This window comes from Bacillus sp. FDAARGOS_1420, from assembly GCF_019344915.1.
Taxonomy (GTDB): Bacteria; Bacillota; Bacilli; order Bacillales; family Bacillaceae_G; genus Bacillus_A; species Bacillus_A mycoides.
This window is the reverse complement of the sequence record NZ_JAHWJB010000002.1, coordinates 1,528,032-1,545,392: the sequence shown is the minus strand read 5'-3', so window position 1 is coordinate 1,545,392 and position 17,361 is coordinate 1,528,032. Positions and strand designations below refer to the sequence as shown.

Annotated in this window: 19 protein-coding genes and 2 pseudogenes; 6 read left to right on the top strand and 15 right to left on the bottom strand. The window is 32.0% G+C overall.

The window, feature by feature from the left end; all coding sequences use genetic code 11:
* Positions 1-53: 53 nt before the first annotated feature.
* Positions 54-350 (bottom strand): heterocycloanthracin/sonorensin family bacteriocin, encoded by a 297-nt coding sequence (locus I6L50_RS18200; protein WP_219302251.1) that lies wholly within the window; start codon positions 348-350, stop codon positions 54-56.
* Between the two features lie 486 nt (positions 351-836).
* Positions 837-914 (bottom strand): annotated as a pseudogene (locus I6L50_RS36010) (replication-relaxation family protein); the annotation flags it as partial.
* A 348-nt stretch (positions 915-1,262) separates the two neighbouring features.
* Here I6L50_RS36010 and I6L50_RS18195 point away from each other — a divergent pair.
* On the top strand, positions 1,263-1,694 hold the full coding sequence (locus I6L50_RS18195) for a hypothetical protein (protein ID WP_219302250.1): 432 nt from the start codon (positions 1,263-1,265) through the stop codon (positions 1,692-1,694).
* Between the two features lie 107 nt (positions 1,695-1,801).
* Here I6L50_RS18195 and I6L50_RS18190 read toward each other — a convergent pair whose 3' ends face one another.
* Positions 1,802-2,845 (bottom strand): aspartate-semialdehyde dehydrogenase, encoded by a 1,044-nt coding sequence (locus I6L50_RS18190; protein WP_219302249.1) that lies wholly within the window; start codon positions 2,843-2,845, stop codon positions 1,802-1,804.
* Positions 2,846-2,974: 129 nt separating this feature from the next.
* On the opposite strand from I6L50_RS18190, the gene I6L50_RS18185 reads away from it, so the two are divergent.
* Positions 2,975-3,844, top strand: a complete 870-nt coding sequence (locus I6L50_RS18185; RefSeq protein WP_219302248.1) for a LysR family transcriptional regulator — start codon at positions 2,975-2,977, stop codon at positions 3,842-3,844.
* Positions 3,845-3,957: 113 nt separating this feature from the next.
* Here the strand turns inward: I6L50_RS18185 and I6L50_RS18180 are convergent, their stop codons facing one another.
* The 3 genes from I6L50_RS18180 to I6L50_RS18170 all read right to left on the bottom strand — a co-directional run bounded on the left by I6L50_RS18180 (position 3,958) and on the right by I6L50_RS18170 (position 6,375).
* Positions 3,958-4,563 (bottom strand): PRK06770 family protein, encoded by a 606-nt coding sequence (locus I6L50_RS18180; RefSeq protein ID WP_219302247.1) that lies wholly within the window; start codon positions 4,561-4,563, stop codon positions 3,958-3,960.
* A gap of 256 nt (positions 4,564-4,819) precedes the next feature.
* Complete coding sequence (locus tag I6L50_RS18175) at positions 4,820-5,461, bottom strand: nucleoside/nucleotide kinase family protein (protein WP_219303717.1); 642 nt, start codon at positions 5,459-5,461, stop codon at positions 4,820-4,822.
* 17 nt (positions 5,462-5,478) lie between these two features.
* Entirely contained in the window at positions 5,479-6,375 is an 897-nt protein-coding gene (locus tag I6L50_RS18170) for a CPBP family intramembrane glutamic endopeptidase (RefSeq protein WP_219302246.1), read from the bottom strand.
* A 383-nt stretch (positions 6,376-6,758) separates the two neighbouring features.
* Between I6L50_RS18170 and cspD the strand changes: the two genes are divergently transcribed.
* Positions 6,759-6,962, top strand: a complete 204-nt coding sequence (cspD, locus tag I6L50_RS18165; protein ID WP_002012849.1) for a cold-shock protein CspD — start codon at positions 6,759-6,761, stop codon at positions 6,960-6,962.
* Between the two features lie 86 nt (positions 6,963-7,048).
* A complete protein-coding gene (locus I6L50_RS18160; protein WP_000286202.1) occupies positions 7,049-7,234 on the top strand; it encodes a cold-shock protein in 186 nt (61 codons plus the stop codon).
* Between the two features lie 43 nt (positions 7,235-7,277).
* Here the strand turns inward: I6L50_RS18160 and I6L50_RS18155 are convergent, their stop codons facing one another.
* Positions 7,278-7,829 carry a GNAT family N-acetyltransferase gene (locus tag I6L50_RS18155; protein WP_002031946.1) on the bottom strand — a complete coding sequence of 184 codons (552 nt, stop codon included), beginning with the start codon at positions 7,827-7,829 and terminating at the stop codon, positions 7,278-7,280.
* Between the two features lie 230 nt (positions 7,830-8,059).
* Between I6L50_RS18155 and I6L50_RS18150 the strand changes: the two genes are divergently transcribed.
* Positions 8,060-8,608 carry a hypothetical protein gene (locus tag I6L50_RS18150; protein ID WP_219302245.1) on the top strand — a complete coding sequence of 183 codons (549 nt, stop codon included), beginning with the start codon at positions 8,060-8,062 and terminating at the stop codon, positions 8,606-8,608.
* A 65-nt stretch (positions 8,609-8,673) separates the two neighbouring features.
* On the opposite strand, the gene I6L50_RS18145 is transcribed toward I6L50_RS18150, so the two are convergent.
* The 5 genes from I6L50_RS18145 to I6L50_RS18125 form a co-directional block, all read right to left on the bottom strand.
* Positions 8,674-10,074 carry a protoporphyrinogen oxidase gene (locus I6L50_RS18145; protein WP_219302244.1) on the bottom strand — a complete coding sequence of 467 codons (1,401 nt, stop codon included), beginning with the start codon at positions 10,072-10,074 and terminating at the stop codon, positions 8,674-8,676.
* 60 nt (positions 10,075-10,134) lie between these two features.
* Positions 10,135-10,863 carry an alpha/beta fold hydrolase gene (locus I6L50_RS18140; protein WP_002141734.1) on the bottom strand — a complete coding sequence of 243 codons (729 nt, stop codon included), beginning with the start codon at positions 10,861-10,863 and terminating at the stop codon, positions 10,135-10,137.
* 114 nt (positions 10,864-10,977) lie between these two features.
* On the bottom strand, positions 10,978-11,127 hold the full coding sequence (locus tag I6L50_RS18135) for an aspartyl-phosphate phosphatase Spo0E family protein (protein ID WP_002012842.1): 150 nt from the start codon (positions 11,125-11,127) through the stop codon (positions 10,978-10,980).
* A gap of 241 nt (positions 11,128-11,368) precedes the next feature.
* Positions 11,369-12,319 (bottom strand): hypothetical protein, encoded by a 951-nt coding sequence (locus I6L50_RS18130; protein ID WP_219302243.1) that lies wholly within the window; start codon positions 12,317-12,319, stop codon positions 11,369-11,371.
* A gap of 484 nt (positions 12,320-12,803) precedes the next feature.
* The gene (locus I6L50_RS18125) at positions 12,804-13,421 is read right to left on the bottom strand and encodes an XRE family transcriptional regulator (RefSeq protein ID WP_219303716.1); all 618 of its coding nucleotides are present in this window, start codon (positions 13,419-13,421) and stop codon (positions 12,804-12,806) included.
* A 114-nt stretch (positions 13,422-13,535) separates the two neighbouring features.
* On the opposite strand from I6L50_RS18125, the gene I6L50_RS18120 reads away from it, so the two are divergent.
* Positions 13,536-14,426, top strand: coding sequence for a DMT family transporter (locus I6L50_RS18120; protein WP_113936534.1), 891 nt, complete (start codon positions 13,536-13,538; stop codon positions 14,424-14,426).
* 97 nt (positions 14,427-14,523) lie between these two features.
* Here the strand turns inward: I6L50_RS18120 and I6L50_RS18115 are convergent, their stop codons facing one another.
* The 3 genes and pseudogenes from I6L50_RS18115 to I6L50_RS18105 all read right to left on the bottom strand — a co-directional run bounded on the left by I6L50_RS18115 (position 14,524) and on the right by I6L50_RS18105 (position 17,359).
* Positions 14,524-15,429, bottom strand: coding sequence for a DUF2935 domain-containing protein (locus I6L50_RS18115; protein ID WP_219302242.1), 906 nt, complete (start codon positions 15,427-15,429; stop codon positions 14,524-14,526).
* A gap of 306 nt (positions 15,430-15,735) precedes the next feature.
* On the bottom strand, positions 15,736-16,248 hold the full coding sequence (locus tag I6L50_RS18110) for a GNAT family N-acetyltransferase (RefSeq protein WP_219302241.1): 513 nt from the start codon (positions 16,246-16,248) through the stop codon (positions 15,736-15,738).
* 185 nt (positions 16,249-16,433) lie between these two features.
* Positions 16,434-17,359: pseudogene (locus tag I6L50_RS18105) on the bottom strand (GNAT family N-acetyltransferase).
* Positions 17,360-17,361 lie beyond the last annotated feature (2 nt).

Genomic DNA, 17,361 nt, shown 5'->3' with positions numbered 1-17,361 from the left:
GGGAATCCGTTTCGATCAATCTTTTTTCAAAATGGATTCCTTTTTGTCTCTTATCAATATTCAAATGTTACAGTAGTACCATTAAAACCATCAAAACAATTAGAGCAATTAGAACAATTAGAGCAACCACCACAACCAAAACAACTAAAGCAACCGAAGCAACCAAAACAACGGAATCCACCACAACGACCACCGCCACAACCGCCACAACGACCACAACCGCCACAGCGACGAGCATCATCTGTAATATAGTAATATGGATATTGGTTTTGCTGGTCCCAATACACAATATTTCCAGACTGATAATCATTAAGGCTTAACGCTTGTAGTTCTTGTTGAAACTTATTCATTTTCATGACCTCCGTTTATAAACTACAACCCAATCGATGCTTTCCTATATTTCTGTTCGTTAAATCTAAGTAGAGATAGCGCTTAAAGTGAAACTTTAATCAGTGGGGAGTGTTCATCCCCCACTGATTATTAGCCCGACTCCCACCTAACTTCTTTGCTCCAGTCGAATTTTGAGGTGGGAGTTTTACTGCCCACAAATAGCGGGTTAAACTAAGTTCAATACGTACACCTACAAAATATGACCTATCACTAGATGATGTACCTTGTTCATATGCCTATTTTTAGGTTGTTTTTACTACGGGCTCATTTTTACAAATGGAAATTATAAAATATGAATTTAAACAATAACATTTAGATTTATGTTATCATTTTCTAGTTCTATAGTCGTATATTCCATAATTTTGTTTGGTCATCTTCGTATTTCCAATATGCACTCCCATCTTTTTCTTCGCTTCAATAACTGCTATATCAGAGCTAATTTTGAACGGTATTTTTCCATTATGCTTCTGTTTATAAATCTGCGTAAGCTCTTCTTACTTTTTTAACTTCTCTTCATTTATTTTTATCTCCGGTGTATTTCCAACCCTTATTTTTATCATTTAACCTCTTTTATCACAGTCCTTTTTTCTTTTCAGCTGACTAAAATAAATATTATTTGATGTCTACTCAAAATCTTGTTAAAATCGTTGCAAGAACATACATTCTGATTATTATTAATGTGCGTATAACATTTCAAAACTAGATTAAATAGTTCCAAATGAATAAAGCTCTATATTGAAACTTCTTATTGGCGATCAACTATTTTTTGAAACGAGCAAACCTGTATGTATAAGATTGAAATAGCCACATTGAACAGTTAAAGAATAAATTTTTGAATCATCCATTTATTATGTTAAGAGAGGAAAGTACTTATGAATAAAAGCAAACCAGTTGATGAATTGACTATTGAAGACTTGAAACAAAACCCGATATGGGAATGGGCAATAGATGAAGAGGAAAATGAAGAGTGCGATGAAACGTGGGTAAAACCAGTGGAAACTATAAATTTCACAGAAGAATTAAACGGTTCAATAGTACTGGGCGAATTAATAATACATAATGATGAGAAATTCCCTATGATGTGTAGTATTGATATTGAAAATAACGAGGTATTAATTAGTTCCATTGTTTTTTATAACGAAAAAGAAAATGAGTATATTGCTATAGAAGATGTAGTGAAAAAGGTTGAGATGCCAATCTCAATTAATATTTATCTCACAATTAATGGAGAGCCTAGATTTTTAAAATTCTCTGCAAATAAAATTGATATTTATAAAAACACTATAAAAACTAACTTAAATTAAATTCTAATTGAAGTTAGGAGAATACTCATTAAGTAAAAAATGGGAAACCATTATAATTAACGGTTTCCCATATATCCTCCTATTTTCAATATTTATATAAATTTATACTAAATAATCCCCTTTTCCACCAATGTCTCTGCGATTTGAACTGAGTTCCAAGCCGCACCTTTTAATAAATTATCAGAAACAATCCAAAGATGGAATCCTTTTGGCGTATCCGGATCTTTGCGTATTCTACCTACAAATGTATCTATTTTACCCTCTGCATATAATGGTGTTGGATAAATTTGTTCACTAGGATTATCTTGTAAAATAACACCTGGTGCATTCAGTAGTACTTCTTTAATTTCTGCAACGGTCGCTTCTTTTTCAAGTTCAATATAAACCGATTCAGAATGCCCCGATACAACTGGAACTCTGACGCAAGTAGCTGCCATTTTCAGCTTTGGATCTTCTAAAATTTTCTTCGTCTCTTGAATCATCTTTACTTCTTCGAATGTGAAATCATTTTCTGTAAATATATCCACTTGCGGCAATACATTAAATGCAATTGGATAATGTTTTTTATCTTTTTTCGCTGGTAATATAGTACTCTTCACTTCTTGACCTGTAAGCATTGACTTAGCCTGTTCTTTTAATTCATGAATCGCATGAATTCCTGAACCTGATACGGCTTGATACGTTGAAACAATAATTCGTTCTAAACCAAATGATTTTCGAATTGGCTGAAGAGCTGTTACCATCTGTAGTGCTGAGCAATTCGGAACTGCAATGATCCCTTTATGTTTCCTTAAAGTATGTGCATTTACTTCTGGAACGACGAGTGGTACATCGTGTGCCATTCGGTATTCACTTGTGTTGTCAATTACGATTGCACCACTAGAAACTGCATGATTTACATATTGTCTAGAAACTTCTCCTCCAGCACTAAAAAATGCAATGTCTACACCTTCAAAACTAGTTGATTTTGCCTCTTGTATTTTAATCTCCCTTCCTTTAAATTTTACTGCCTTACCAGCAGATCGTTTTGACGAGAGTAATGTAATTTCTTCTATATTAAATTTCGTTTCTCTATCTAACAATGCAATAATTTTTTGCCCTACTGCACCTGTAGCCCCAACTACAGCTACATGATAGCTCTTTTCACTCATTTTTTCTCCTCCAATTTCACTTGAATAAATTTCTCCACAACTTAATTTTAAAAGAAATTTAATGATTTGAAAAATTGAAATACATGATATAATCATTCACAAATCATGATAATAAAAGAGGTATCACTTATGGAAATGAGACATGTTAAAACATTTTGTGCCATTGTTAAATATGGCAACTTTTCTAAAGCTGCTCATGCATTAGGTTATGCGCAATCTACTGTGACAGCTCATATTAAATCATTAGAGAGCGATTTAAACATTCCTCTATTCGACCGATTAGGAAAAAAAATACTTCTTACAAAAGCAGGTCATCAATTTCATCCGTACGCATTAGAATTACTTACTATTTATGATAAAGCGCAAGAAATCCCTCAAAACAGTGACCATTTAGAAGGAACATTGACTATTACATCTAATGAATCATTGGCAGTGTATCGGTTACCACAATTATTACGTACTTACAAACAGGAAAATCCGAAAGTAAATATCGTACTTGAGACAAATACCAATGAGCAAGCATTGAAAAAACTACATGAAGGAGAAACCGATGTTATCTTCATAATTGGAGAAAGTATAGAGCATAATGATTTTATTACGTGTAATTTATGTAATGAAACATTTGGATGGATTTTCCCTGCTCATTTCCCTTCAAACACTGATCCACTCCTTTTATTACAAAATACTCAATTTATATTTACTGAACAAAGCTGCGGCTATAGACCAATGGTAGATCGTTTTTTACGTCAAAGTGGGAATATTCCCGCTAAAACATTCGAAACTTCCAATGTTGAAGTCATTAAACAATCTGTGATGTGTGAGTTAGGAATTTCAATTCTCCCTTACATCGTTGTACAAGAAAGTTGTCAAAAAGAGCAACTCTGTTTTCAGCCCATCGAAACTCCAGCAGTCATTCAAAGCCATGTAATCTATCATAAATCTAGATGGATATCACCCGTTTTACAATCGTTTCTTACATTGTTAGAGAGAATAGAATAGAAAAGTAAGCGAGTAATTACAAAAATGAGTAACTGCTCTAAAAAGCAATTACTCATTTTTATTAAAACATTTGTGTTCATAACAATACAGGTGTTTCAAAATCAATATGTACCTTATTTATTAGTTTGTCCCCCACCTGCAATTAATTTACTACCTGAATATGTACCTTTTTGTATAAAAACTTGATTAATTAATTCTTTTTGCTCCTTTTCTGACATTACTCCTTTCCCTTCTCCTAAATTCCCACTTTGTAATTTCCAAATCTTGTTGTGGTCCACATCAACCTTTTCATATTTTCCTTGTTTCCATCGTTCTAAAATATCCACATATGTACTTTTTTGTGCAACATCATTACTATTTATAATTTCAAGTAAACTTTCAATACGTTCTTGTGTAATAAAGATATATCCCCATTTTTGATCTGCTTTCGCTTTTTGATGTGCCATTTCATGTAATGCTGTCTGTATGTTCTCATCTGTCCATTTGAAATTTTTATTAAAACCACTATTCGGCAATGAATAATTCCCATTTTCTAACATCTTTGCATCTTCGGCTTTTACATTACTATCAGCTAGCACTTCTACTGCCGGAGCGGCTGGTGATTCCTTTTTCGCAGCTGGTTTACTATTATTCAGATAATACAGCATACCATACGTTACACCTACCCCGATTACCGCCATACCAGCTATAATTCCTATGATTTTAAATAATGTTTTCATCTTGCTTGTTTCCTCCCAAATATCTCTGTTCTTACTACCTCATTATTTCTTATATAAAACAGTTCCTTCATTCAAAATAGTTCATCCCACCCCCTATCATATTATTTATATATATTTCCTTATATTGTATTTCTTTTTTTGTAAAATTGAAAGATTATTCTGTTAAAAAATAAAGATATTCTACAAAATTTCCCTTTATATTTATATGGAAACAAAAAAACAACGAGCGCCTTCTAAAACACTCGTTGTTTTTACTTTATGCTCGATTCTCTTTTAACCACTCCGTAATAGCATCTAACCTCGAAACATCAAAACGTCTTTCTTCACACACGTTTAAGCTGTTTAAACTTTTCACAATTTCTAATTCATTCGACTTTATACTTTTTGCTTCAATCAATTTACAGTACCCGTCTGTGACGTTATTTAAATTTTCATAATAACGCTGAAATGCTTTAGATATATGTAAATGTTTTTCAAAGTTTCTTCTTTTTTTCGTCCCATCAGACTCTTTCCGTTTTCTAAGCTCTTCATCACTTGTATATAAATAAAAATATTGATCTGGAAAACCAATTTCTTCGTTAATTATCTTTTCTTTATAAAAGTTTTCTATTAAAGATAACGGCTGATTAAATATATCAAAATGGAAACACCAATTATAACTAAGTGGCTGATAAATATCACCATCGAGTATTACTAACTCATATTGCTGCGACTTCTGCATTGCTATATTCCAGCGCTCTACTTGTTTTTCAAAATACCATGTTCTATGTTCATTTTTTGGTCTTTCAAATAATAGATTAACTTCAGGTATAATAAATGCACCGTAATTTTTTTCTAACTCACGACACGTACTGCTCTTACCAACAGCACTTGCTCCCTCAAACGCTATAATCCCCATAGTTTCTCCCACTTTCATTAACTTAAATCTCTTTGCTTCGCATTTTTCCCCCATAACTGTCTCCATAAAACAATTGAAGCGATAGAAAGCATTATTGTTGTAATGATACTACCTTCAATACCAAATGAGCCTCCATAAAGCACTTCTGACCCATTTGTTACAGGTTTAAATAACGGCGTTGAATATATCGTCATGCCACTAACTGCAAAACCATAGACGTTATATTGCGCCCAATTCCAAATGGAATGCCACGCGCATATCCCCCAAAGACTACTGTCTTTTAAAACGTAAAATGCTGCAAATACACCAACTAATATTATATTCGATATTGAAAGAATTGTAATACCAGGATTAAGTAAATGAAGAAAACCAAATAAAAAGGACGTCACTACAATCCCAACCCATATACGACTTCTAACAGAAATAACTGGAAACAACCAGCCTCGTACAATAATTTCTTCCGTTGCACCTTGTATTAAAAAAGCAATTAAAGATCCTACAATACCAAATATGGCGGTTGCCGTAATTGGTTGCATTTGTAGTTTTACAATCCCTGTTAATACAAGTACAATTACTGGTATTGAAATGAAGACAAATCCTATTAACGCACCTCTCAAGTAATTTCTCGTCCATTGCACTTTCCAAAAACCAATGGATGAAAATGACCTTTTTTCTACAAACCTAATCCATAAAAAAATAAAAAATATAGCCCCACCAAACGTTAATATCATCTCAATATTATTATAAATTGCCTTTACAGATGATGTATCCGCTTTCGGTAAAAACAGCATAAATAACATAAAAAATTCACCTAAAGTTAAAAATACAATAGCTAGTATTACAGCTAAAATAGGATGAACTTTTCTTCTTCCTTCTTTCGCAGCTTCGATTATTTTAAATTGAGTATTTCGCAATATTCTCTCCTCCTAAACAAATAAATCACAACTGTTCTTAAATATATATATCCTTTCCCTTATACATACTTATTAATTAAAATGTTCTCAGTTTAGCATAAATCCAAATTAGGCATAATATATAAATAAAAGAGATGTCTTTGTGCCTTTTGCTATAAAACCCCCTATTTTTTCTTGATTTTCCCAACACTTGCTATTTCCCACCATTTGTTGTAAGATAGTAATTAAGGTCAATTTAGCACTATATTTTCTTTGCATATTATCAAGTATCAATCAGGAATGTTTTGTACTCCTTATGGATTTTTGATAATATGTGAACTTTTATTTCCAATCGAATAAGGCCGATCATATTGTAATCTTTTTAAATTTTAGGAGGCATTACCATGACATTAACAGGTAAAGTAAAATGGTTTAACAGCGAAAAAGGTTTCGGTTTCATCGAAGTTGCAGACGGTAGCGACGTATTCGTTCACTTCTCAGCTATCACTGGCGACGGCTTCAAATCTCTTGACGAAGGTCAAGAAGTTAGCTTCGAAGTTGAAGACGGTAACCGTGGACCTCAAGCTAAAAACGTTGTAAAGCTATAATTCAATCAATAAAAAGGTTGTTACCAGCTCGGTTAACAACCTTTTTAATATATAACTAAAAATTTTTACATAAAAGGAGTGGTTACATGTATCGCAATCGAAAGAACGATGTAGCAGAAGTACCACCAGAACAAACCCCTGTTTGGGAATGTGAATCAGAGGATTGTTTAGGATGGATGAGAAAGAACTTTTCATTTGAAGAAGAGCCTAAATGCCCTTTATGTAAAAGTAGTATGAAAAGCGGAGAACGTTTATTACCTAAAATAGGTTGATTTTTACAAGCCCCTCTTATTTTAAATAAGAGGGGCTTTTTTATTAATAATGAATATCCTCTACATCTGTTCGTACAATAGAATACATTAATGCATCGTGTTGTTTATTTCCTTGATGAATGTATCCACGTAACAGCCCTTCTTGTTGAAAACCTAATTTAGATAACATATTACACGAAGTTATATTTTCAGGATATGTAATAGCTCCAATTCTAAATAAGCCTAAATCTCGAAATCCATAAGTAATAATTTCTCGAGCAGCTTCAGAAGCATAACCATTCCCCCAATAACGAGGATGCAAATCATATCCAATCTCTGAGCGTTTACTCCAAAGTTGTAAATTATTTAATCCAATTGTTCCTACTAAATTATTTGTGTCTTTTAATACAATCCCCCAACGCATTGCCTTTTTCTCAAAGTAATTTTTCGAAAAAGATTCAATCATACGTGAAGCTTGTCCAAACTCAGTAAAAGAATTCATACCGTAATAACACGTTACCTCATCTAATGAGAATATTTCATATATTTTTTGACAATAAGATTGTTCTATTTCAACTAAGCGCAAGCGTTCTGTTTCTAACATAGGAAATACCATAGGATCACTCCTTTCTCTCTACTCATTTATTATAGCAGAAAAAGTATTTATAATTAGGAAAGTCCTTAATGTCCCACAAATCAAATATTTCTAGCGATGTTTATCCTATTAATAATATATAACTTCGTTGTATTTATTAATTCCCCTCTAAAAACCACCCCTAATTTATACCCTCTCATGTTAAAATATAGAAAAAGAGTAAATACTTCTTACGGAGGTGCTTAAACTTTATGTATATTTTCATTGGCTTATCCCTCTTGCTCATTTTACTCATTTTTTTATTCGCAAAAAAATTCACACCAAACTCATTTATGATGACAAGTTTTAAAGGAAATAGCTTTAAGACATTTTCAGTTGGTATATTAATCGCTGCCACACTCTCTCTTTCATACGGAATGTATCACGCAGCAACATATCAACCTAGATATTTAGATATTAAATTGCAAAATCAAAATTTCACTGTTTTTGGTAATGTTGGTGAGTTTGGTTATTTCTCAGAAGAATTACTAAAAAAAAATGCAGAAGTTGAACTGTATTTTGTCTCTTGGGAAACAATACAATTAAATAATCCAGAAATAATAGTAGACTACCCTTCAGGCAAACAGGAAACATGGAAGCCTAATATAACATTAATTCCTACAAATAAATTAAAAGAAAAACATAGTATTAAAGAACTTTATCGGCTCTCACCGTATTCCTTTGAAGAATCTGGGAAAATAACATTAACTATTAAAGAGAATAAAGCCAATCATAAAAAGATTGCAATTAATGTGAAATAATTACAAATAAAATGTCCCTCCATTATGTTGGAGGGACATTTTATTTACATATGTATTCAATATTATTATTTTGACTGTTCATTCAATGTCGTAATTATTTCATTGGCAGTATTCTTTCCGTTTCCAATACAAGCACCAATTCCTACACCGTAATATGAAGCACCAGCTAAGTATACATTAGGATAAAGCACGGCCAATTTTTCTTGTAATGATTGAACAGCTTGATTATGTTCTAAATGATATTTCGGCATTAAATCTTTCCAATTTGTAACTTCAATTACTTCCGGTTCACCTTTAATTCCGAGGCTCTTTTCAATATCATATAAAGCAACTCGTACTAATTCTTCTTCACTATAACTTTTGATCGTTTCATATACTGGATTAGTGCTCTTATAAAACATTCTTACTAATAGCTTTTGTTTACCAGATGTATGTTTCCACTTCCTGCTTGTCCATGTGCAAGCATCACAATGTAAATCACTGTTTTCCGTTACGATAAAACCTGTGCCGTCAGCCGGTAGTTGTTCATCTAGTATGTCAAAACCTAAGTAAATACTTATAAGCGATGAATTTTTAAATTTATTAAAATGCTCATTTAACTCATTAGACTGTAATAACGTTTGTGCGATATCATGTGGAGCTGCTAAAACGACATAATCAGCTTGTATTGTCTCATGATTTGCAAAAGAAACCTCATACCGATCCCCTTTTTTACTTATCACTGTTGTTACAGCACCTTTATTAATGACAGTCTCCGTCAGCACTTCTTCTAAGCGATTAATAATTGTAGATAGTCCACTTTTAAATGATACAAACTTTTTATTTCCTGCTGACTGAAATTGTTTTTTATTCTCTTCAAAACCTTTAATAATACTTCCGTATTTATTTTTATACTCAAGTAAATATGGTAACGTAGATGCCATTGTAAGCTCATTCAATTTACCGGAATATACACCTGAAAGCACAGGTGCAATTTGTCTTTCCACTAACTCTTTCCCTAAAAAGCTTTCTAAAAATACAGCAAGTGATGTATCCTTTGTAAACTCCTTATTTTTCGTAATAAAATCTTTTAAAGCAACGATTTTCCCTTTTTTTGAGACTAGTGTACTGCTAAATAATGATTCAACACTCATAGGAATCCCAAATATAGTGTCAGCAGGAATTGGATGTAATATGTTATCAGAGTATATGTAAGAAATACCTGTTTCGTTATATACCATTTCATTTTCTAAATTTAAATCTTTTACAAGCGGCAAAACATGTTCATTACGAGCTACGATAGAATCTGCTCCAGATTCCATAATAAATTCATTTTCTTCCACACTGTGGATTTTACCACCTAAATACTCTTCTTTCTCAATAAGGATTAAATTTAAATCTATATTATAATCCTTCTTTAATTTTTCTAAATAAAACATAGTAGAAAGTCCAGTAATACCTCCACCGATGACAACGACTGTTTTCATATTTGCTGCGCCCCTAACCGATACAATTAATAATTCCTTTATTATTATAACCAAAAATTATCATAGTCGACTAGCAGCTTGCGCATTCTGTAAGAAATTAGACAATATATATGAATATATTTTAGGCTGATCATTATGCACTAAATGACCTGCAAACGGAATAACAGCAATATGTATATTGTTGTTTAATTGTTTAAACGTTGTAGCGGCTGTAACTTCATCTGCTGAATCTCCCCCAACAATACACAGTGTAGGTACTTGAAGATTAGCTACATCACCTGTTTCATGAAATGGGTACCACTCCTTAACTTGCCACGATTTCAGCAACCCTTTCCAATCACTTTTTACATGAATTTGATTCATATAAGTTACAACTTCTTCATTTTCCATCAACTGTTGATGACACTTTACTTCATACTCCTGAGACTCTTCCCAATTATCTCGCTCAATAGGAAAGATACCTGAAAAAGTTAATGTCCTCACTTTATCTGGATATTTTTTTGCAAATAATAAAGCGGCTATCCCCCCTAGTGAAACACCCGCTATATGACAACTATTAATTTGCAAATGTTCTAGTGTATCATTCAAATCATCAGCAGAGCAAAGAAAATAATTATCTAATGTACCTCCTGATTCTCCATGTCCCCTCAAATCAGGACGAATTACTTTATATTGTTTTTCTGTAAAAAATTCTACCTGTTCTTCAAACTCTACTAAACCTGTCATACCACCAGAATGTAAAAGCACAATTGGTTCCCCTTCACCTGAAATATGCGTATGTAGTATCATTTATCCCCCTCCTTTAAAACTGAACATTCTATTTATTGGTAGTATATCGAATATATTTCTAAATTACCAAATAAAAAAGAACTATAACATATTCAACTCACGTCATAGTTCTTTCTATTTTAAAAACATAAACCAGTTTATTAATTTGTCAATTTCTTGGCTGAGTGCTATTACTTTTTCATGTTGAAGTCCATAATTTGAGACTAGATTCAATAATTCTTCTTTTTTCAATTCAATTATTTTTTCTAACTTCACTAATTCCATGTCGTCTTTATTCGCTCCAATTTCAAAATATATGTATTTTAGTATAGCCTACTTACATAATAAGTAAAAGTCTCATGCTAATGTAAAATCTTACATATTTGAAAAAATAATATACTACTAACAAAAAAAGAGACTTAAACTAAGCCTATTATTACAGGGCATTATAATTTTCTACCATTTTTTATAAATATATTAGTTTATGAGTGTGTACCATTTACTATTAATTTAAAGTTAGACACTTTTACTCATTAATAATACAACAGAATTTCTCAAATGTTTTATCTTTATATTCTGGAACCCTTGTTAAGTGATCAAAATAACTATATGAAAATTTAAATATGTGTCCAAAATCCCAATTAAATTCACTGTAGTCTTTAAGCCAGAATGCATTATCTAGCGGAAGTGTATCAACTTGTTTTGCTTTTGTGAGCGGTAAACGATCTACAGGAGAATTCAATATTATTTGGGCATTCAGCATTAAATTGCGACTTTTTCTAAGTACATAAACTAGCTTTAATAGTGGTTTTATTCCTCGTTGAAATAATTCTACATGCCCTAAGTCATATAATATATTAATCGCATGTGAGAAGGTAAGCATATGACCAATTAAATCGTGATGTGATTCTGCCTTATATATAACATTAAATTTAGATAACTCATTTAAAATAAATTCAGATAATTGCTTCGGGTTTTTAATTTCGCTTTGAATCTCATCATTATTTATAATTAGTTGCTTTACTTCTTTAGTTGTAAAACCAATCCAAGATCTACCGGGAATTGTTTTTTGAAACGATAATATAAGGTTTGCTATATTATTAATATCTTGCTCACTCCCCCAATGACTTAACTCCTTAATGGCTAGTAAACTTAAAGAAGCGTAAATTACATTATGACCAACCCAATGGAGTTCATCAATCGTTTGTTCCAAAGATTTGATTATCGTTTCTTCAGCACTTTGATAATCGACACCTTGTTTATTATCAATTGTTTCGCCTAACCTTTGCTTATGGAGCATCATTTTCGCTTGAGAATAAATGTTACAGGCAGTTTTTTCATCAATGTTATTGTTTTTCGTAAAAAAATAACTAGCAATGGCAGCTGCTCCGAAATGTGCATGCCAAATATCATTTGTTTCTTTTTTACATTGAGATATAATTGAGAGCCCATCTTTTAATACATTTATATTTTCCATTATTATCCGCTCTTACCCCCTAATAAAAATGACTTTTCAGCATCTACAAAGTCGGCAAAAAGCCAGGTGAAAACTCTTGAAAAGTTTCCTCCTTTACAGCTATAAATTTAAATTGCCCCTGTCGCTCAACAAGAATTAAATTTGCTTCTAATAATATTTTGAGATGATACTTATTCATCCCTAATGCAGTCTCAATCTTCCACAATTGTGTTTGTTTTGATTATGAAATAAATAACGAACAATCTCTCGTTTTACTCCTGCCAAAGCCTTAAAAATTTTCACTCTTTGTTTATCTGAATTATTTGGTTTGATAGTCATGGAACTATCTTAATTTTTTGTCAAGTCTCTCATCTTCTTAAACATACAAAGTGAAAATCAAATGTGTATGTATTTATAGATAGTTGTTTTATTATACACGCGAATCTTTATGTAATTGATACTTTCTATTATGTTACCACTTAGTATGTATCCTTAAGCTACTTCCTTAGCTTAACGAAGGTGTTAATACAAATAAGATGTGATTCATTTCATCACTCTTATTCAAAAATCTATGTTTCACGTTCGGTGGAATACGCACAACATCTCCTTCTTCTAAAAAATATTCATTCCCTTCCAATTCCACATACACTTCCCCTTTCATTACAACTGCAATTTCTTCCTTATCTTCGTGGGAATAGTGACTTTCTGTTGTATTTGCATATCCGTTTAAATCCATCATTAACATTTCAATGCGAGCTTTCATAAAATCTGGTGTTAACACATCATAAACAATATGATCATTATTTTCTCGATATACTTTTTTCCGATCTTTCTTCTTAGAAATAAGTGAGTCTGTATCAATATCATTAATAAAAAGAGTAAACAGCGGTACATTTAATGCTTTCGCTATTAATTCCAATACATTTAAAGAAGGATTGGCATGTCCTCTTTCAATTTGACTAATAAGTGAAGTACTGATTCCTGCATAATCAGCAAATTCACGAATTGTCATATTATTTTTCTTACGATAACTTAAAACAGTTTGACCTAGTCGATAATGAATCATTGTTACAACTTCCTTTCGTCCATCATAATACATCTTTCGTTCCTTTTGTGCTGACATACTAAACAGTGGCAATTAATGCTTCCTTATTTCATCTTAGGCTTATATACTAACTTTTGTACATTATATTATATACAGTTCATTATAATAAACAATCAAACGGAGGGACAAACTTTGAAATCACCTATTCTTTCATATTTCATCTTATTTTTCGGCGTGTTCGCCTTATCTACTTCAGCAATCTTCGTAAAAATAGCAGATGCCCCTGCAGCAATCACTGCTTTTTATCGATTATTGTTTGCTACGGTAATTCTTTTACCGTTTCTAATATTTAATACAAACAATCGAAGCGAACTTTGCTCATTATCAAAAAAGCACTGGGGATTTGGACTCTTATCTGGATTATTTCTAGCAGCTCATTATGTACTATGGTTTGAATCATTACAGTATACTTCTGTAGCAAGTTCTACAGTTATTGTAACGTTGCAACCTTTATTTTCAATGGTCGGTGGTTATTTTTTATTTAAGGAACGGTTTACGAAAGGTGCAATTATAGGCTGCCTTATTGCAATTTCAGGAAGTATCGTGATTGGGTGGCAAGATTTTCAAATTAGTGGTGAGGCTTTATACGGCGATATTTTAGCTTTTATTGCTGCTGGCGTCATAACAGCTTACTTTTTCATTAGTCAACATGTTCGTAAAGACCTATCCCTAATACCGTACTCGGTAATTAGTTATGGCAGTAGTTCACTTTTTCTCGGTATATTTGCTTACACACAGCAGTCATCTTTCTTCAATTACACTACACAAACATGGTGGTCCTTTATAGGTCTTGCATTCATTGCAACGATTTTAGGACAAACAATTTTCAATTGGTTATTAAAATGGATGAGCGCTACTGTTATCTCGATGAGTATTTTAGGAGAGACAATTGGAACTTGTATTTTAGCCTATTTCATTTTAGATGAAACAATTTCTTTACAGCAAGGACTAGGAATTCTACTTATTTTCATTGGATTAGCAATATTTTTATTACAACCGAAACAATTGAATCACAATTTATAAAGTGAAACTTTAATCAGTGGGAGTTTTACTGCCCACAAATAGCGGGATAAACAAGAAAAGCATGACATTAGTTTGCCATGCTTTTCTTGTTTATTTATTATTGCGGAGATTGTTCCACTTGCTTTTGCTTTAGCCTTTGCTCCAATACATGAATCATAAAGAGGAAATGCTCTGCCTCTCTTGTAACATGATCAGCAAGCAATGGATTTATGACATTTCGAATTTGGCATGTTTGAATTAACTCTAATCCTGCTTTTTTGAAATTCCTTAACTCAACAGTAGCATTTTCACTATCTTTATTCATTTTTCCTATAATCGGATATGTCGGTTCTTTTTGATATAACATCGATTCAACATCTCTAGCTTGATTAAGAAGAATTTCAAAATCATCTCCAAATTTCAACGCTGTATGAACAAGATTTCTCTCCGATTGATCCAGTAATGAAGCAATAAAACGTGAGTGTTCCATCATAATTCGTAACCAGAAAACATTCTCGCTAATAATCGCATCTTGAATAGGATCCATCTTGCCTTCATTAAACTTTTGAAGTGTCCGCATAAAATATTCCGCTTCTCGTGCAACATGATCCACTAAAAGTGGAAAATTAAACCCTTTCACTTTACAATTGATGATTAAAATTAGTAAGTTTCTTTTATAATTACGAAAAGCATACACTAACTGAATGCTCTCTTCATTTAATTGCCTTACCGCTTGAACAGTTTGTGGAATAGTAAATGCTTTTTGCAGCTGCCTATCAAACTGATTATAAAACTGTTCTACTTGCTGAATTAAATTTTTATCGTTACGATTAAACCCCTCACCAAGAAACAAAGCATGCTCTTTCATAATACGTAACCAAAATCTATTTTCAGTTATAGATCGTTCAATAAATACTTGTTCTGTTAATGATTCAGATGGAGCTGCTTTCAATTCCGGTGGCAACAGCATAGCTCGCTGTGGGTCCATAATAAAATGTCCAGGAATAGGTTGGTCTGTCGACATTACAATCACTCCTTGTTCCTTGAATGCTCAATTATACTATGTATGAAAATAAATAAAATTTAAATATACTTATGCAATCGTTTTTTCAAGGTTTTTGAAATTTCCACATATGCATTCCCCTTGCACATAGAAATAGATTCTATTAAGTCATATGCTTTCCGGATTAAGATGATTCCTAATGCTTCATCCGTTAAAACATCCTTTAAATAAAAATTGCTCTTTATTTTTAATAAACTAAAAAAAGTATGGCGTCCTTTTGCCATACTTTTTTCAAAACAAATCGATATTTCTGTTCAATTTCCCCCCCTATTTATTATGTATAATCAAACCATTTGGTCTAAAACGACTCATCATGATTTCGTTAACAAAGTTCCCATGAGCCTTCAAATTCCCAACCTTTACACCCTCTTCGATAAATCCAAATTTTTCATATAATACTTTGGCTCTAGGATTCGTTTCTAATACACCAAGTTCCACTCGTTCTAACATTAGCCAATTATCAGCTAAATCAAGCATTTTTGTAAGAAGTACTTTTCCAATTCCTTTATTGTGATACTCACTATCTACTCCGATGAATAAATCACCCGAGTGGGATCTTCGCCCTGGACTTTGGGTTAAACCGACAAATCCAACAACTTCTCTATCATATTCTGCTACAAATTCAAATTGATTCTGTGCTAAATTTCGAATTCTATTCTCCATTGCATCTACACGCATACTAGGTAGGAAAACCATATATGGTAAAACATCATCTTGTATGCATATACGATGAATTGCTCTAGCATCTTGTGTTTCTACTGCTCTAACGTTAATCTCCATCTTTTTCCCCTCCATTCAAATATAATATTCTAATATCCCATATTAAAATCCTGCCAACCCTTATTTCTTTGTGTTATTTTCATATAATTATTTCGATATAATATTCGCTTTTTGAACATCATCTCTTATATTCCCTCTCGTTCAAAATGAAAAAATCACTTAGAATATGCTAAGTGATTTTTTATTTAATTTTTTACCCTATTATACAACTCAAGCAGTTCTTCTACTGAAATACCATTTATTTTCATACCAGTAATATCACAATTTTCTATTTCAATATTTTTCAGATTACTACTACGTATTGTAGTACTTTCCAAATCACATCTATCAAATGAAATAGGATCTTTATCCTCTCCAAGGCTTGTATCTCTAAATTGAACTCCACCTAAAGTCACAAAATTAAATTTACTGCCAGAAATATTTAAATCTGCATATAAGGAATTTCTAAAATTAATATTCCTAAAGGTTGATTGACTTACATTACAATTACTCATATTTATATTCATTACATTACTACTAACATATGAACTATTTTTTAAATTCACTTGATAATACTCTGTATTTGCCAAATTACAGTTTTCGTATTGACCATTTTTCATATCTTTATTTTGAACTAAGTCTTCTTTGCTTAAAGCTATCTTTATTTTTTTCACATAACAATACTCATCTTCCGTTTCAAAAATTGTCTCATAGCCCATTTTTTTATAAAAATGATGATTATTAATCTTTCTACTAGACGTCTCAAGATCCCAAATTCTTACGCTTGGAAACTCTTCTTCTATAAAATCAATAACCTGTGCTCCAATTCCTATTCCTTGATGTTTAGGATCTAAAAATACACAATCAATTCTACCGTAAGACTTACCAGAAATCGTAACTATAATTCCCCGATAATTTCTTTATTCATTATCACTTTGAAAGATTCCAGTTCTTCAATCGAATATTTCATCATTTCAACTGATGAATATCCTGGTGGTTGAATATTATAATCAATTACACCCTCTTGATCAGACAACCATTGTTTTGCTTCTTCATCGAATGTTCTTTTCATTATTTCTGTCAACTTTTCAGCATCTAAAATTGTAGCTTTTTCAATAGATATTATCGTCATTT

Coding starts and splice junctions, on each gene's coding strand:
- I6L50_RS18150 (WP_219302245.1), top strand. CDS start 8,060: ATGTATATTTTCATTGGCTTATCCCTCTTGCTCATTTTACTCATTTTT.
- I6L50_RS18130 (WP_219302243.1), bottom strand. CDS start 12,319: ATGGAAAATATAAATGTATTAAAAGATGGGCTCTCAATTATATCTCAA.
- I6L50_RS18135 (WP_002012842.1), bottom strand. CDS start 11,127: ATGGAATTAGTGAAGTTAGAAAAAATAATTGAATTGAAAAAAGAAGAA.
- I6L50_RS18190 (WP_219302249.1), bottom strand. CDS start 2,845: ATGAGTGAAAAGAGCTATCATGTAGCTGTAGTTGGGGCTACAGGTGCA.
- I6L50_RS18145 (WP_219302244.1), bottom strand. CDS start 10,074: ATGAAAACAGTCGTTGTCATCGGTGGAGGTATTACTGGACTTTCTACT.
- I6L50_RS18140 (WP_002141734.1), bottom strand. CDS start 10,863: ATGATACTACATACGCATATTTCAGGTGAAGGGGAACCAATTGTGCTT.
- I6L50_RS18175 (WP_219303717.1), bottom strand. CDS start 5,461: ATGGGGATTATAGCGTTTGAGGGAGCAAGTGCTGTTGGTAAGAGCAGT.
- I6L50_RS18110 (WP_219302241.1), bottom strand. CDS start 16,248: ATGGAGATTAACGTTAGAGCAGTAGAAACACAAGATGCTAGAGCAATT.
- I6L50_RS18180 (WP_219302247.1), bottom strand. CDS start 4,563: ATGAAAACATTATTTAAAATCATAGGAATTATAGCTGGTATGGCGGTA.
- I6L50_RS18160 (WP_000286202.1), top strand. CDS start 7,049: ATGTATCGCAATCGAAAGAACGATGTAGCAGAAGTACCACCAGAACAA.
- cspD (WP_002012849.1), top strand. CDS start 6,759: ATGACATTAACAGGTAAAGTAAAATGGTTTAACAGCGAAAAAGGTTTC.
- I6L50_RS18155 (WP_002031946.1), bottom strand. CDS start 7,829: ATGGTATTTCCTATGTTAGAAACAGAACGCTTGCGCTTAGTTGAAATA.
- I6L50_RS18200 (WP_219302251.1), bottom strand. CDS start 350: ATGAATAAGTTTCAACAAGAACTACAAGCGTTAAGCCTTAATGATTAT.
- I6L50_RS18185 (WP_219302248.1), top strand. CDS start 2,975: ATGGAAATGAGACATGTTAAAACATTTTGTGCCATTGTTAAATATGGC.
- I6L50_RS18195 (WP_219302250.1), top strand. CDS start 1,263: ATGAATAAAAGCAAACCAGTTGATGAATTGACTATTGAAGACTTGAAA.
- I6L50_RS18115 (WP_219302242.1), bottom strand. CDS start 15,429: ATGTCGACAGACCAACCTATTCCTGGACATTTTATTATGGACCCACAG.
- I6L50_RS18125 (WP_219303716.1), bottom strand. CDS start 13,421: ATGTCAGCACAAAAGGAACGAAAGATGTATTATGATGGACGAAAGGAA.